Genomic DNA, 14,285 nt, shown 5'->3' on the forward strand with positions numbered 1-14,285 from the left:
ACCGCGAGGGCGGACGTGCAGAGACAGATTTGTGGGACTTGTGACATGACTCCTTTCGATACGAGCCTCGTGCCCGACGGCAACATCCTGATCGGCGGCGAGTGGCGGCGCGGCCGTGGCGCGCCTTACGCGAGCATTTATCCGGCCGACCAGTCGCTGAACATGGAAGTGTCGACGGCGAACGCGGAAGACGCGGCCGAAGCCGTCGTGGCCGCCGACGCCGCGTGGCGCCGCGCCGACTGGGCCGGGCTGAAGCCGCACCTGCGCGCGCAGGTGCTGTACCGCATCGCCGACCTGATCATGCAGCGCCACGAGGCGCTTGCGAACCTGCAGCGTCGCGACAACGGCAAGCCGATCGGCGAGACGCGCGTGCTGGTGGCGAGCGCGGCGAACACGTTCCGCTATTTCGCGGCGTGCCTCGAAACGCTCGACGAGGAACTGACGCCGTCGCGCGGCGACTACCTGACGATGAGCGTGCACGAGCCGATCGGCGTGATCGCGGCGATCACGCCGTGGAATTCGCCGATCGCGTCCGACGCGCAGAAGCTCGCGCCGGCGCTCGCCGGCGGCAACGCGGTGGTGCTCAAGCCGGCCGAGGTCACGCCGCTCGTGTCGCTCGCGCTGGCCCGCATCTGCGAGGAGGCCGGCGTGCCGAAGGGCGTGCTGAGCGTGCTGCCGGGCAAGGGCTCGGTGATCGGCGACGTGCTGGTGCGTCATCCGCTCGTGAAGAAGGTGTCGTTCACGGGCGGCACCGAGGTGGGCCGCAGCATCGCGCGCATCGCTGCGGAAAAGCTGATGCCCGTGTCGCTCGAGCTCGGCGGCAAGTCGCCGACGATCGTGTGCGACGACGCCGATCTCGATCATGCAGTGAACGGCGTGCTGTACGGCATCTTCAGCTCGTCGGGCGAAGCGTGCATCGCGGGTTCGCGGCTGTTCGTGCAGCGCGCGGTGTACGACGAATTCATGCAGCGCCTGGTCGCGGGCGCACGCAAGCTGCGCGTGGGCGACCCGACGCGCCCCGACACGCAGATGGGGCCGCTGATCACCGCGAAGCATCGCGAGTCGGTGGAGCGCTATGTGGCGCTCGGCCTCGAGGAAGGCGGCCGCCTGCTGTGCGGCGGCGAGCGGCCGTCGGGCGACGGTCGCGAGAACGGCTTCTTCTATCAGCCGACGATTCTCGAAGGCCTGCCGAACAGCGCGCGCATCTGCCAGGAGGAAATCTTCGGCCCCGTGCTCGTCGCGATGCCGTTCGACGACGAAGCGTCGCTGATCGCGCAGGCGAACGACAGCGTGTTCGGCCTGGCCGCCGGCATCTGGACGCGCGACTACAAGCGCGCGTGGCGCATCGCGCGCGCGCTGGAGACGGGCACCGTCTGGATCAATACGTACAAGCTGTTCTCGATCTCCACGCCGTTCTCGGGCTGGAAGGAGAGCGGGATGGGCCGCGAGAAGGGGCGTCTCGGCATCCGCGAGTACATGCAGCAGAAGAGCCTCTACTGGGGCTTGAACGACGCGCCGCTGCCGTGGGCGAACTGAGCGAAGGGGAAAAACGCAATGAGCATTCTGGGAATCGAGCAGATCACGTACGGGGTCGACGATCTCGCCACCTGCCGGCGCTTCTTCGCCGACTGGGGGCTGAAGGAAGTCGAGCACGACGACACGCAGGCGCGCTTCGAGACGCTGAACGGCTGCACCGTGCTGGTCGTCAAGGCCGACGACCCGGCGCTGCCGCCCGCGTTCGAAGCGGGCCCGACGCTGCGTGAAGTCACGTGGGGCGTCGCGACGCAGCAGGAACTCGACGCGCTGCGCGGCAAGCTTGCAGGCCAGCCCGGCTTTTATGCGCGGAAGGATGCGCTCGGTTGCATCGACCCGAACGGGATGGCGATCCGCATCGAAGTCACGCGCAAGCGCGCACTCGACATCACGGGCTCGCCGTCGAACGTGTGGGGCCGGACGCTGCGCGTCGACCAGCCGAGCCCGATCTATGCGCGTGCGGAGCCGGTCGAGGTCGGGCATGTCGTGTTCTTCACGAACTGCCTCGACGCGCAGGAAAAGTTCTATCACGAGCTGCTGGGCTTCGAGACGTCCGACCGCTACCCGGGCCGCGGCGCGTTCATGCGCTGCGCGCCGCACGGCGGCCACCACGACCTGTTCCTGCTCGCGCTGCCTACGGCCAAACGCGGCCTGAACCACGTCGCGTTCACCGTGCGCGACATCCACGAAGTGTTCGGCGGCGGCCTGCACATCGACCGCTGCGGCTGGGAAACGCAACTCGGCCCGGGTCGTCATCCGGTGTCGTCCGCGTACTTCTGGTACTTCCAGAACCCGGCAGGCGGCCTGATCGAGTACTACGCGGACGAAGACATGCTGACGCCCGAGTGGCAGCCGCGCGAATTCGAACCGGGCCCGACCGTGTTCGCCGAATGGGCCGTCGACGGCGGCCTCGACGGCAACACGCGCCGGCAGAAGCACGCAAAGGCGCCGGAAGGCAAGTTCATGACGGAGCGCAAATCGTGAGCGAAGAGAACGCACAGGCGCACGCCGCGCCGGGCACGGTCGTCGTGATCGGCGGCGGCCAGGCCGCCGGCTGGGTGCTGAAGACGCTGCGCGCGGAAGGTTTTGCGGGCCGTCTCGTGATGATCGCCGACGAGCCGCATCTGCCGTACGAGCGGCCGCCGCTGTCGAAGGCCGTGCTGGCCGGCGACGCCGACATCGAAACCGTGCGCGTCGTGCGTCCCGACGAATTCGACGCGCTGAACGTCGAGGCGTGGCAGCCGGAACGCGCCGCGTCGATCGACCGTGCGCGCCGCGTGGTGCGCACCGAAAGCGGCCGCGAGATCGAATACGACCGCCTCGTGATCGCGACCGGCGGCACGTCGCGCCGCCTGCCGGATGCGCTCGTGAAGACGCCGAACCTGCATTACCTGCGCACGCTCGACGAAGCGGCCGCACTCGGCGAGAAGCTGCGCGCGAGCCGGCGCGTGCTCGTGATCGGCGGCGGCTGGATCGGCCTCGAAGTCGCGGCGACCGCGCGCAAGCTCGGCGTCGAGGCGGTCGTGGTCGAAGGCGCGCCGCGGCTGTGCGGCCGCTCGGTGCCGCAGATCGTGTCGGATTTCCTGCTCGACCTGCATCGCGCGAACGGCGTCGACGTGCGGCTCGGCGCGGCGCTCGCGTCGCTCGACGCACAGCCGGACGACGCGTCGAAGGTACGCGCGACGCTCGCCGACGGCACGACGATCGACGCCGATTTCGCGGTGGCCGGCATCGGCCTCGCGCTGAACGCGTCGCTCGCGAGCGACGCGGGGCTGGCGATCGACGACGGCATCGTCGTCGACGAATTCGGCGCGACGAGCGACCCGGCGATCTTCGCGTGCGGCGACGTCGCGAACCATCACAACGGCTGGCTGAAGCGGCGCGTGCGGCTCGAATCGTGGGCCAATGCGCAGAACCAGGCGATCGCGGCCGCGAAGGCCGTGCTGGGCGTGCGCGCACCGTACGTGGAGATTCCGTGGTTCTGGTCGGATCAGTACGACGTGAACCTGCAGATCCTCGGCGATCTGCCGGCCGATGCGCAGCTCGTCGTGCGCGGCGAGCTTGCCGCGCGACGCGCGACGCTGTTTTTCGTGGGCGAAGGGCATGTGAGAGGTGTCATCGCCGTGAACAACGCGCGTGAGCTGAAGCTCGCGCGCAAGTGGATGAACCAGGGCCGGGCAGTGGATACGGAAGCGCTGGCAGACACGAGCAAGACACTGGCCTGACCGGGCGACGAAACCCAGGAGATCCTCCGCATGAGCACTTTCGACAATGTCGTGGCCGGTCGCGCCACGATGGAAGCTGCCGCCTCCACGCCCGGCGCGATCATCGCGCGGCTCGAGCGGCTTCCGGCCAACGCAATGCAGATCCGCGCCCGCGTGCTGATCGGCACCGCGACGTTCTTCGACGGCTTCGACGTGATCACGATCGCGGCCACGCTGCCGCTGCTGATTCACAAATGGGGGCTGTCGCCGACCCAGATCGGCCTGCTGATCGCGTCCGGCGCGATCGGCCAGCTGATCGGCGCATTCCTGTTTCCCGCGCTGGCGGAGAAGCACGGCCGCGTGAAGGCGATCGCGTGGAGCTCGGCCGTGATCGGCATCACGAGCATCGCGTGCGGCTTCGCGCCGACGTTCGAGATCTTCGTGCTGCTGCGGATCCTGCAGGGCCTGGGGCTGGGCGGCGAGTTGCCGGTCGCCGCGACGTACATCAACGAGATCACGCGCGCACATGGCCGCGGCCGCTTCGTGCTGCTGTACGAGATCGTGTTCCCGATCGGCCTGCTCGTGTCGATGGCACTCGGCGCGTGGCTCGTGCCGCGCTTCGGCTGGGAGATCATGTACTTCGTCGGCGGGCTGCCGCTGATCCTGTCGCTCGTGCTGACGCGCCTCGTGCCGGAATCGCCGCGCTGGCTCGCGTCGCGCGGGCGGCTCGCGGAAGCCGGGCGGGCGACGAGCGCGTTCGAAGCGTCGGTGCGCGGCGAGCTGCCGCCCGTCACGCAGGTGGCCGCGTTCGACGAGATGGTGCGCCAGCACCCGAAGCGCCGGATGAGCGACCTGTTCAGCGCCGCGTATCGCAAGCGCACGCTCGCGGTGGCGACGTTGTGGGCGACCTGCGGGTTCATCCAGTACGGGCTGTCGACGTGGCTGCCGACGATCTACAAGAACTTCTATCACGCGCCGCTACAGCTCGCGCTGAACCTCGCGGTGATCGGCTCGGTGATGGGTGTGCTCGGGTCGCTGGCGTCGGCGCTGCTCGTCGACAAGCTCGGCCGCAAGCCGGTGATCGTGTGGTCGTTCGTGCTGTGCGCGCTGTCGCTGGCGTTCGCGGGTGTCTATCACGCGTCGTCGGTGTATGTCGTCTCGATCTTCTGCTCGCTGTCGCTCGGGTTGATGGCGTCGGGGTTCATCACCGCGTACGTCTATACGCCGGAGCAGTATCCGACGAGCATCCGCGCGTCGGGCTGCGGGCTCGGCAGCGCGTGGCTGAAGATCGCGTCGTTCGTCGCGCCGATGGTGGTGCCGCACGCGATCATCGGCGGGAATCTCGCGCCGGCGTTCTACCTGATCGGCATCGTGCCGCTGATCGCGGCGGTGACCGTGCACTTCGTCGGGATCGAGACGAAGGGGAAGGTGCTCGAAGCGCTTGAAGCGTAAGCGCGGCCGGCGGTAACGGATGACGTGCGGAGGCCCGGGCGATGCCCGGGCTTTTTGTTTTTCGCGGTGATGTTGGCGTGGCCGACTCGAGGCTTGCGTGTTCTAATTCACGCTCCCGTTTTTCGATCGAGTGTTGTCATGCCCCTGTTCGAACCCGTCACGCTGGAAACATCCCGCCTCGTCCTGCGGCCGCTGCGCGAAGCCGACGCGCACGCCTTCTTCGAGATCTGGTCGGATGCGGAAGCGATGCGCTATTTCTCGTTCTCGCCGATGACGCACATCGAACAGGCCGTCGAGCGCGTCACGCGCAACCTGAACACGTCCGCGAGCGGGCAGGACCTGATCTGCGTGCTCGAACTGCGGGAAACCGGCGAAGCACTCGGCGAATGCGTGCTGTTCCATGCGAACGAGCAATGCCGGCGTGCGGAGATCGGCTTCAGCCTGCGGCGCCGGTACTGGCGCGGCGGCTACATGCGCGAGGCGGCGTCGGCCGTGATCGATCACGCGTTCGGCACGTTGCGGCTGAACCGGATCGAAGCCGATATCGATCCGCGCAACGTCGCGTCGGCGCGGCTGCTCGAACGGCTCGGCTTCGCGCGGGAAGGGGTGCTGCGCGAACGCTGGATCGTCGGTGACGAAGTGTCGGACAGCGCGCTGTACGGATTGCTGGCGAGCGACCGGCGCGCGTGAGGCGGCCGGGCCGGCGATGGCCCGGTCAGGTCAATCCCGGCGGCTGTCTTTCATGTCGGCCACGCGCCGGTTGTACCCGTTCGCGTCTGCGTACTCTCCCGTCCGGTCTCTCTGTCGCCGGCCGCGCATGCTCGTCGAACGCTCACGATTTCGCGAGCAGGCCCTCGACCTGTTCTTTCCCGCGCAGTGCCGCGACCCACCGGTCGGGTAACGCGTGCTCGCCGTACAACGCGCCGGCGAGGCTGCCGGCGATGGCCGCCGTCGTGTCCGTGTCGTTGCCGAGCGCGATCGCGCGCTTCACGCAGTCTTCGTAGCTGCGCGTCGACAACAGGCAATGGATCGACGACCAGAAGCTGTCGACCACGTAACCGGACCCTTGCGGCGCGTCGAAGCGGCCATCGAGCACGATCTTCAGTTCGACTTCGTCTGCGGTGCCCGCGTAGCGTGTGAGCAACTCGTCCTCGGCCGCGCGCACCGCATCCGGCGCCGGCTTGCCCTTGACGATGCCCCATGCCGTCAGGCCATAAAGCGCACAGCACAGCTGCGAGCGCACGTGGCCGTGCGTGACGACGCTTTGCTTGCACGCAAGCCGGATCGCGTCGTCGCGCGAGGCGGCGACCATCACCACCGGGAAGCAGCGCATCAGCGAGCCGTTGCCGTTGTCGCGCTCGCCGTCAGGGCCGGCAACGGCGGGCGCCGCGCCGGCCGCCAGCGCATGGAACGCACGCTGCGTCTGCAGGCCGACATCGAACACGCGGCCGTCCGGCGTGAAGGCGCCGCGATGAAACCAGTCCTGCAGGTTGCGGGCGAACGTGTCGAGATTCAGGTCACGGTCATCCGCGAGCGCGTCGAGCAGCGCGAGCGCCTGCGCGCCGTCGTCGCTCCAGGTGCCGGGCGGCACGCCGTCGTGTGCACGCGCAAAGCCGGGCGGCGGCGTCATGTCGATCGCGGCGGGCGGCGGGATCGACGCGGCATCGTGGAATTCGTACGGCACGCCCAGTGCGTCGCCGATCAGCAGGCCAAGCAGGCCGCCGCGCAGGCGGGATTGTCGGTTCGGAAGGGTCGTCATCGGAAGAGGTTGGGGTTGGCGGCTCGCGTTGCAGATTAGACCAATCGCATTCGCGTGCCTAGCCGGCGCATGCCGAAGGGCCGTAGGCAGCGGTGCGCGCGAATCGCCGGAGGTATGCTTGCGAGTCAGGACCGGATTCGCTGACCGACTGCGGAGCGGGTGGCGCCGAGTAGGGAGCAACGACATGAAACAGATCGTGGTAACGCGCGTCGCAGCGTATTCCGTCGACAGTGAATACGCGGAAGTGACGCCATGCTGCGGCGAGCACGAGATCACGGTGTTCTCGTTCGGCGGCACGGCGCGCTGCCATGCGGTGGCGCGGTCGAATTCGAGTGTCTGCGGCTCGACCTCTGAGCGGCCGAGCGACTGACGGCCTTGCCGGATTGCCGGCGCAAACTTACGCTTGGCCGGCACCCCGGCCCACGAACAGGATCGACCATGCAAGCCCATCCTCTGCGTCTTTCCCCCGGCGACGATCTGCGCCGTTCGATCGAGGAAGCATTGCGCCCGCACGGTGCGCACGCGGCCTTCGTGATCCAGGGCATCGGCAGCCTGAGTGTCGCGCAATTGCGCTTCGCCGGCGTCGACCAGCCGACCGAATTGCGCGGCGACCTCGAAATTCTGACGCTGGCCGGTTCGGTGTCGCCGGACGGCGCGCACCTGCACATGTCCGTTTCCGACGCGAGCGGCCGCGTGTCGGGCGGCCATGTGGTGAGTGGTTGCGTGGTGCGCACGACCGCCGAGATCCTGCTCGCGCTGCTGCCCGCCCATCGTTTCTCTCGCGAACCCGATGCGGGCACCGGCTTCAACGAGCTGGTGATCCGGCGAGAGCCGGGCGGCGAAACGGCATAAAAAAGCGCCGCAGGCCTTTCAGCCTGCGGCGCCATTGCGCGGCGCTGCGACGTGTCAACCGCCCGTCGCAGCTCGCCGTGCGTGCTTACATCTGCACGGTGTCGGCCACTTCCTTGAAGTCTTCGATCTGGTCGAAGTTCATGTACTTGTAGATCTTGTCGCCGTTGGCGCTGAGCACGCCCATGTCCGCCATGTACTCTTCCTTGGTCGGGATCTTGCCCAGACGCGAGCAGATGGCCGCCAGTTCCGCCGAGCCGAGATACACGTTCGTGTTCTTGCCGAGACGGTTCGGGAAGTTGCGGGTCGACGTCGACATGACCGTCGCGCCTTCGCGCACCTGGGCCTGGTTACCCATGCACAGCGAGCAGCCCGGCATTTCGGTACGCGCACCGGCCGTGCCGAACACGCCGTAGTGGCCTTCTTCCGTCAGCTGCTTCTGGTCCATCTTGGTCGGCGGCGCGACCCACAGCTTGACCGGGATGTCGCGCTTGCCTTCGAGCAGCTTCGACGCGGCGCGGAAGTGACCGATGTTGGTCATGCACGAGCCGATGAACACTTCGTCGATCTTGGCGCCGGCGACGTCCGACAGCGTCTTCACGTCGTCCGGGTCGTTCGGGCAGGCGACGATCGGCTCGTGGATGTCGGCGAGGTCGATCTCGATGACGGCCGCGTACTCGGCGTCGGCATCCGGCGACAGCAGTTGCGGGTCGGCCAGCCACTGCTCCATCGCCGCGATACGGCGCTGCAGGCTGCGCGGATCCTGGTAGCCCTGCGCGATCATCCACTTCAGCAGCGTGATGTTGCTGTTCAGGTATTCGATGATCGGTTCCTTGTTCAGGCGCACCGAGCAACCGGCGGCCGAACGCTCGGCGGACGCATCCGACAGCTCGAACGCTTGCTCGACCTTCAGGTCGGGCAGGCCTTCGATTTCGAGGATGCGGCCCGAGAAGATGTTCTTCTTGCCTTGCTTGGCGACCGTCAGCATGCCTTGCTTGATCGCGTACAGCGGGATCGCGTTGACGAGGTCACGCAGCGTGACGCCCGGCTGCATCTTGCCCTTGAAGCGGACCAGCACCGATTCCGGCATGTCCAGCGGCATCGTGCCGGTGGCGGCCGCGAACGCGACCAGGCCCGAACCTGCCGGGAAGCTGATGCCGATCGGGAAACGCGTGTGCGAATCGCCGCCGGTGCCGACGGTGTCGGGCAGCAGCATGCGGTTCAGCCACGAGTGGATCACGCCGTCGCCCGGGCGCAGCGCGATGCCGCCACGCGTGCTGATGAAGTTCGGCAGCGTCTGGTGCGTCTTCACGTCGACCGGCTTCGGATATGCGGCGGTGTGGCAGAACGACTGCATCACGAGGTCGGCCGAGAAGCCGAGGCAGGCGAGATCCTTCAGTTCGTCGCGGGTCATCGGGCCCGTGGTGTCCTGCGAGCCGACCGAGGTCATCTTCGGTTCGCAGTACGTGCCCGGGCGCACGCCCTGGCCTTCCGGCAGACCGCATGCGCGGCCGACCATCTTCTGCGCGAGCGAGAAGCCCTTGCCGCTGTCGGCCGGCTGGTGCGGCAGGCGGAACAGCGTCGACGGCGCGAGGCCCAGCGCTTCACGCGCCTTCGCGGTCAGGCCGCGGCCGATGATCAGCGGAATGCGGCCGCCGGCGCGCACTTCGTCGAACAGCACGTCGGACTTGACCTGGAATTCGGCGATCACGTTGCCGTCCTTCAGCGCCTTGCCTTCATACGGGCGCAGTTCGACCACGTCGCCCATTTCCATCTGCGACACGTCGAGCTCGATCGGCAGCGCGCCGGCGTCTTCCATCGTGTTGTAGAAGATCGGGGCGATCTTGCCGCCGAGGCACACGCCGCCGAAGCGCTTGTTCGGCACGAACGGGATGTCTTCGCCCGTGAACCACAGCACCGAGTTGGTGGCCGACTTGCGCGAGGAGCCGGTGCCGACCACGTCGCCCACGTAGGCGACCAGGTGACCCTTTTCCTTCAGCGATTCGATGAACTTGACCGGGCCGCGCTTGCCGTCTTCTTCCGGCGTGATGCCCGGGCGGGCGTTCTTCAGCATCGCCAGCGCGTGCATCGGGATGTCCGGGCGGGTGGTGGCGTCCGGGGCCGGCGACAGGTCGTCGGTGTTCGTTTCGCCCGTCACCTTGAACACGGTGATGGTCAGGCTTTGCGGCACTTCCGGACGGCTCGTGAACCATTCGGCGTCGGCCCAGCTTTGCAGCACGGCCTTCGCGTGCGCGTTGCCCTTGTCGGCGAGTTCCTTGACGTCATGGAACTGGTCGAACATCAGCAGGGTTTTCTTCAGTGCGTCAGCGGCGACGGCAGCGACTGCCTCGTCGGACAGCAGCTCGATCAGCGGCTGGATGTTGTAGCCGCCCAGCATCGTGCCGAGCAGTTCGGTGGCGCGTTCGCGCGAGATCAGCGGGCAGGCGGTCTCGCCCTTGGCCACGGCGGCCAGGAAGCCGGCCTTCACGCGGGCGGCTTCGTCGACGCCGGCCGGCACGCGATGGGTGATCAGGTCGACGAGCGTCTGCTCTTCGCCGGCGGGCGGGTTGGTCAGCAGTTCCACCAGTTCGGCGGTCTGCTGAGCCGTCAGCGGCAGGGGAGGAATACCGAGCGCGGCGCGGGCGGCCACGTGAGCACGAAAGTTTTCAAGCATGGGGAGACCTGCTGATATTGCGTTTGAGGGGAAGGCCTTGCCGGCACTCCGGGGCTGTTCCAGGCACTGCTTTGAGCGGGATTCTAATCTCAATGATCTGTAACGTCAAATGTCTTATGTCTTATATAAGAGTTGAGACTTGGGTACGGGAAAGTGCGGTGGCGCGGGGGAGCCGGTGTTTGCGGACGTGTTTCGGCGGCGCGCCGGGGCATGCCTGCGGGCGCGGTGTCTCGGGTGTCCCGACTGTTGATGCGAGGAGCGGGGCGGCGGTGTGCGTGACCGGGATCCGGGGTGTCCGTCTGCGTCGTGTCGCCCGCGTCGCGGCGCTGGCCGCTGTCGTGTGAACAGGCAAGGGGCGCCCGAGGCTGCCGCCCGCGCGGGGGCGCTGCTGGTTACGAATCCCGGAAGCCCGGAATCCCGGAAGCCGGCGGCGCACATTTCTGCACAAGCACACAGGAAACGGTACACACATACCGCTTTCGGGCGCCTACGCTGTATTTCACGTGCCTTTCAGCGATATTTCAAAAAAAGTGGGGCATTGGCGCGTGCCGGTCGCTTCGTCGTGAACGGCCGGCCGCGAACCCTCAAGTCCCGTCAATCCGGAACATGCGATCCAGAGAATCGATTTTCGTTGTCCTGTCGCTCGTCGCGTCGTCGCTCGTTCATGCGGCGGCGGCCGACGACGAAACGCGCGGCTTCGACAGCCGTCCCGTCGCACTGGTCTATCGCGGCCCGGCCGCATGCGACGGTTGCCCCGAGACGATTGCGAGGCGCCTGCGGGAATCCGAGCACAAGTTCCGGGTGCTTTACGTCGGGCCCGCGGAAAAACGCCGGATCACGCCTGCTGTCCTCGCCGGCGCCGCGCTGTATGTCCAGCCCGGCGGCGGGCAGGACATTCCCGGCGCGGCGGCCAGCATCGGGAAAGCCTCGATCGAGGCCGTGCGGCAATACGTGTCGAACGGCGGGCGCTATCTGGGCATCTGCATGGGCGCCTACCTGGCGGGCGACCCGGGTTTCGGGCTGGTCGCGGGCGAGATCGACTCGGAGGTCGACCGGCCGCGCTCGACGCTTCACGGTATCGCGGACACGGTGACGCCGGTGGTATGGCGCGGGAAAAAACGCTGGATCTACTTCCAGGACGGCGCGATGCTCCCGGCCGCCCCCGGCGCGGCCGTGCTGGCGACCTATCCGAACCGCGATATCGCAGCCGCGACCTATCGCTACGGCAAAGGGCGCGTCGGTCTTGTCGGCCCGCATCCCGAAGCCGACGAAAGCTGGTATCGCGAGTACGGTCTCCGGAATCCGGACGGGGTTCTGCCGGACATGGCGTACGACCTGATCAACGCGACGATGAAGCCATGACGGTGCGCGAGCTAATTCCGCCGTGCGCGATACGCGTCAAGATTCTTCCGCGCCTGTGCGCGGATCGCGCGTTGCACGAAAGGCGTCCAGCCGAGCAGCGCGCCTTTCAGTCCAAGCGCCTGACGCGCCCAGCGCCACAGGTCGAAGCTGTCGCGATGCTCGACGATGCGCCCGTCGCGAAACCGGAACCGCGCGTTAATCCGGTTGACCACCATCCGGCCGGTCGTGGTGAACCGGTAATGGGCGATCCATTCGGCGCGCCCGGCCTGCTGATCCGCGGCGACGTCGCTGAACGTCAGGGAAAAGTCCTGCGCACGCGCGACCAGCATGCGCCACATGTCGCGTGCGAGGTCGCCGCGCAGCTCGCCGAACGCGGGATCGCTGAAGACGACGTCATCGGCATAGCAGGCGAGCATCGCGTCGATGTCGCGCTGCTGGAACGCCGTGTAGAAGCGCTGGATCAACTCGGTGTGCGGATGGCTCATCGTTGGGTGGGGTGTCGTTGCAGATGAAACGGAGTCTCGACGCGGCGGCCGGACATTCGACCGGTTGATCGACGGGGGCGCGCCATACGGCAGGAATGCCCCGATCGAGCGGATGTCGACGTGTCTTCCGCGCGACGATGCAGGTCACGTGCGGGCGTTCGGCGTGACCGCCGCCCTGAACGTGACATGCGTCGCGGCATGTCGCGATATCGATCGAAACAAGCGGGAAGGGATAAGGGCGTGCGCGGCTCCACCGGTTCAGCCGTCGCGACCGGAACCCGGCCGGAGCGTCGGCGAATGCACGTCAGCGGTTCGCCAGCGCCACGTCCTGGTTGCCGCGCCCCGTCACCAGGCAGCCCGACATGAATGCCTCGCCCTGGCTGCTGGCCGCTGCTTCGCCGAAGCCGCGGCCGAGCGCGTCGACCTTCACTTGCGCGGCGCCCTGTTCGCACGCGAGCGGGCTGGTGTCGCGGCCCTGCGCATGCAGGATCGCGCGATCGCCGATGAGATACGCCAGCAGCGCGAAAACAGCGATATGTACGGCTCGTCTCATGGTTCGTCTCCTCGTCGCACAAGCGTAACGCGGACACGTTCGACGAAGCACTTGGGGGTTCCCCCGGTAAACGTCTGCTGAATCGGGGGGCGGGCGGGGTGATCGTGTCCCGTTTTCGCGTGTTGCGGGCGGAGCGAAGGCACGGTTTCCATGCGGCCGGCGGGCGAAACCGGACGTGCGGCGAGACATTCGAGCGATGGTTTTCAGCGCGACAGGCACGCGATTCGCGCGAGTTTGACGAATGTCAGGAGACGGGCGGGAGGGGGCGGTCGGACGGCCGTTCACAGCGATAGCATGAACGCATGATTTGACGGAACGCGATCGCGGAGGAGTGCATCGGTTCCGGCAAGCAGGTGCGTGTTGAACATCGCTGTCGAAATAGTGAGGAATCCAAATGCTTAACGTCTCTTCCGTCCTGATCAGCCTCGCTCCGATGTGGGCCATCCTGCTCGTTGCGTCTTCGGCAGCCGCCTATTTCGTGTTCTGGCGCAAGGTCATCAAGTAAGCGCGGCGAGAAGGCCGGTGCGTGCGTGGGCGGTAACGCGGAACGCGCACGAGTGTCGCACCGCTCGCTGCAAACCTGCGGTCCGTCAGCGAACGGCCGCCGTCGCGTTGCCGCGCGTCATCGCCGTCATTGCACGGCCGTGACCGGCACGTTCGAAATCCGCACCAGCCGGCTCATCACGCTGCGGCGGAACACCGACATCAGCGCATGCAACGGATCGTGCCGCGGCGCGACGACCACGATCTCGTCGCACCCCATCTCCGCCGCTACGGCCGCGATCGTATCGGCCACCGGGCCGACCTTCATCACGACGCTGTACTTGACGCCGGCTTCCCGCAGGATCCGCTCGGCCGTGGCCAGATCGGCGGACGCGAACTTCTCCTCGATCGAACGCAGCCGCGACAGCGGATGGTAGGCCTCGAGCCGCGTCGATTCGAGCGGCGCCTGTACGTTGATCAGTACGATTTCCGACGCGCACCGTTCGCGATACAGGAATGTCGCGTGGCGAACCGCCTGTAGCGAGCGGGGAGAGTGGCCGACCGGAACCAGCAGCTTGAGCATGAACGTTGTCCAGGAAACGAGATGATTCCAGCGTAGCGTGCCGCCGGGACGAACGATCTAAAGAGAACGGCCGACCGCGTAAAAATGTCGTTAACGCGCGCCGTCTCGTGCTGCGCCTGATAGAAATATAAGAAATTTAAGTTTATGCGCATAAACGATTTCATCCGCGAGGGCGGCGCGTGCGCAGCGTGGCATGTCGCCCCGATTTAGTCGGAACCGCAATGAATCGCGGCGGAAAATATCGGAGGTTGCCGATCCGGCGTCGCGTAGAGTAGTGCATCGGCCGCGGCGCGGCCCCGCCCGTCCGTTTCGGGGGGCGTCCGCCGCCAGGCGGCCCGCCATCCCGTT

Annotated in this window: 13 protein-coding genes; 8 read left to right on the plus strand and 5 right to left on the minus strand. The window is 67.1% G+C overall.

The features are described from left to right. Positions 1-45: 45 nt before the first annotated feature. The 5 genes from PQB87_RS23175 to PQB87_RS23195 all read left to right on the plus strand — a co-directional run bounded on the left by PQB87_RS23175 (position 46) and on the right by PQB87_RS23195 (position 5,879). Complete coding sequence (locus PQB87_RS23175) at positions 46-1,536, plus strand: aldehyde dehydrogenase (protein WP_489243964.1); 1,491 nt, start codon at positions 46-48, stop codon at positions 1,534-1,536. A gap of 18 nt (positions 1,537-1,554) precedes the next feature. After that, positions 1,555-2,517 carry a VOC family protein gene (locus PQB87_RS23180; protein WP_489243965.1) on the plus strand — a complete coding sequence of 321 codons (963 nt, stop codon included), beginning with the start codon at positions 1,555-1,557 and terminating at the stop codon, positions 2,515-2,517. Further along, positions 2,514-3,758 carry an NAD(P)/FAD-dependent oxidoreductase gene (locus PQB87_RS23185; RefSeq protein WP_489243966.1) on the plus strand — a complete coding sequence of 415 codons (1,245 nt, stop codon included), beginning with the start codon at positions 2,514-2,516 and terminating at the stop codon, positions 3,756-3,758. Before PQB87_RS23180 ends, PQB87_RS23185 begins: the two co-directional genes overlap by 4 nt. Before the next feature lie 30 nt (positions 3,759-3,788). Continuing rightward, on the plus strand, positions 3,789-5,189 hold the full coding sequence (locus PQB87_RS23190) for an MFS transporter (protein WP_048022629.1): 1,401 nt from the start codon (positions 3,789-3,791) through the stop codon (positions 5,187-5,189). 138 nt (positions 5,190-5,327) lie between these two features. Then, positions 5,328-5,879, plus strand: a complete 552-nt coding sequence (locus tag PQB87_RS23195; RefSeq protein ID WP_060061460.1) for a GNAT family N-acetyltransferase — start codon at positions 5,328-5,330, stop codon at positions 5,877-5,879. A 142-nt stretch (positions 5,880-6,021) separates the two neighbouring features. On the opposite strand, the gene PQB87_RS23200 is transcribed toward PQB87_RS23195, so the two are convergent. Further along, positions 6,022-6,948 carry an ADP-ribosylglycohydrolase family protein gene (locus PQB87_RS23200; RefSeq protein ID WP_060173490.1) on the minus strand — a complete coding sequence of 309 codons (927 nt, stop codon included), beginning with the start codon at positions 6,946-6,948 and terminating at the stop codon, positions 6,022-6,024. Between the two features lie 184 nt (positions 6,949-7,132). On the opposite strand from PQB87_RS23200, the gene PQB87_RS23205 reads away from it, so the two are divergent. Both PQB87_RS23205 and PQB87_RS23210 read left to right on the plus strand, forming a co-directional pair. Continuing rightward, positions 7,133-7,318 carry a hypothetical protein gene (locus PQB87_RS23205; protein WP_489243969.1) on the plus strand — a complete coding sequence of 62 codons (186 nt, stop codon included), beginning with the start codon at positions 7,133-7,135 and terminating at the stop codon, positions 7,316-7,318. Positions 7,319-7,386: 68 nt separating this feature from the next. Continuing rightward, positions 7,387-7,800 (plus strand): PPC domain-containing DNA-binding protein, encoded by a 414-nt coding sequence (locus tag PQB87_RS23210; protein WP_489243970.1) that lies wholly within the window; start codon positions 7,387-7,389, stop codon positions 7,798-7,800. Positions 7,801-7,885: 85 nt separating this feature from the next. On the opposite strand, the gene acnB is transcribed toward PQB87_RS23210, so the two are convergent. Further along, positions 7,886-10,471, minus strand: a complete 2,586-nt coding sequence (acnB, locus tag PQB87_RS23215; protein ID WP_027789367.1) for a bifunctional aconitate hydratase 2/2-methylisocitrate dehydratase — start codon at positions 10,469-10,471, stop codon at positions 7,886-7,888. A gap of 606 nt (positions 10,472-11,077) precedes the next feature. Between acnB and PQB87_RS23220 the strand changes: the two genes are divergently transcribed. Then, positions 11,078-11,833, plus strand: coding sequence for a BPL-N domain-containing protein (locus PQB87_RS23220; protein WP_301862481.1), 756 nt, complete (start codon positions 11,078-11,080; stop codon positions 11,831-11,833). 11 nt (positions 11,834-11,844) lie between these two features. Here PQB87_RS23220 and PQB87_RS23225 read toward each other — a convergent pair whose 3' ends face one another. The 3 genes from PQB87_RS23225 to PQB87_RS23235 form a co-directional block, all read right to left on the minus strand. Next, on the minus strand, positions 11,845-12,318 hold the full coding sequence (locus tag PQB87_RS23225; RefSeq protein WP_059484814.1) for a nuclear transport factor 2 family protein: 474 nt from the start codon (positions 12,316-12,318) through the stop codon (positions 11,845-11,847). A gap of 304 nt (positions 12,319-12,622) precedes the next feature. Next, the gene (locus PQB87_RS23230; RefSeq protein WP_021161497.1) at positions 12,623-12,871 is read right to left on the minus strand and encodes a hypothetical protein; all 249 of its coding nucleotides are present in this window, start codon (positions 12,869-12,871) and stop codon (positions 12,623-12,625) included. A 631-nt stretch (positions 12,872-13,502) separates the two neighbouring features. After that, positions 13,503-13,937, minus strand: a complete 435-nt coding sequence (locus PQB87_RS23235; protein ID WP_153489296.1) for a universal stress protein — start codon at positions 13,935-13,937, stop codon at positions 13,503-13,505. Between the last annotated feature and the right edge of the window lie 348 nt (positions 13,938-14,285).

The organism is Burkholderia sp. KL41, from assembly GCF_057005415.2.

Excerpts from the sequence above, each read along its gene's own strand:
- PQB87_RS23230 (WP_021161497.1), bottom strand. The coding sequence starts at position 12,871 with ATGAGACGAGCCGTACATATCGCTGTTTTCGCGCTGCTGGCGTATCTC.
- PQB87_RS23200 (WP_060173490.1), bottom strand. The coding sequence starts at position 6,948 with ATGACGACCCTTCCGAACCGACAATCCCGCCTGCGCGGCGGCCTGCTT.
- PQB87_RS23190 (WP_048022629.1), top strand. The coding sequence starts at position 3,789 with ATGAGCACTTTCGACAATGTCGTGGCCGGTCGCGCCACGATGGAAGCT.
- PQB87_RS23235 (WP_153489296.1), bottom strand. The coding sequence starts at position 13,937 with ATGCTCAAGCTGCTGGTTCCGGTCGGCCACTCTCCCCGCTCGCTACAG.
- PQB87_RS23175 (WP_489243964.1), top strand. The coding sequence starts at position 46 with ATGACTCCTTTCGATACGAGCCTCGTGCCCGACGGCAACATCCTGATC.
- acnB (WP_027789367.1), bottom strand. The coding sequence starts at position 10,471 with ATGCTTGAAAACTTTCGTGCTCACGTGGCCGCCCGCGCCGCGCTCGGT.
- PQB87_RS23210 (WP_489243970.1), top strand. The coding sequence starts at position 7,387 with ATGCAAGCCCATCCTCTGCGTCTTTCCCCCGGCGACGATCTGCGCCGT.
- PQB87_RS23220 (WP_301862481.1), top strand. The coding sequence starts at position 11,078 with ATGCGATCCAGAGAATCGATTTTCGTTGTCCTGTCGCTCGTCGCGTCG.
- PQB87_RS23195 (WP_060061460.1), top strand. The coding sequence starts at position 5,328 with ATGCCCCTGTTCGAACCCGTCACGCTGGAAACATCCCGCCTCGTCCTG.
- PQB87_RS23205 (WP_489243969.1), top strand. The coding sequence starts at position 7,133 with ATGAAACAGATCGTGGTAACGCGCGTCGCAGCGTATTCCGTCGACAGT.
- PQB87_RS23225 (WP_059484814.1), bottom strand. The coding sequence starts at position 12,318 with ATGAGCCATCCGCACACCGAGTTGATCCAGCGCTTCTACACGGCGTTC.
- PQB87_RS23180 (WP_489243965.1), top strand. The coding sequence starts at position 1,555 with ATGAGCATTCTGGGAATCGAGCAGATCACGTACGGGGTCGACGATCTC.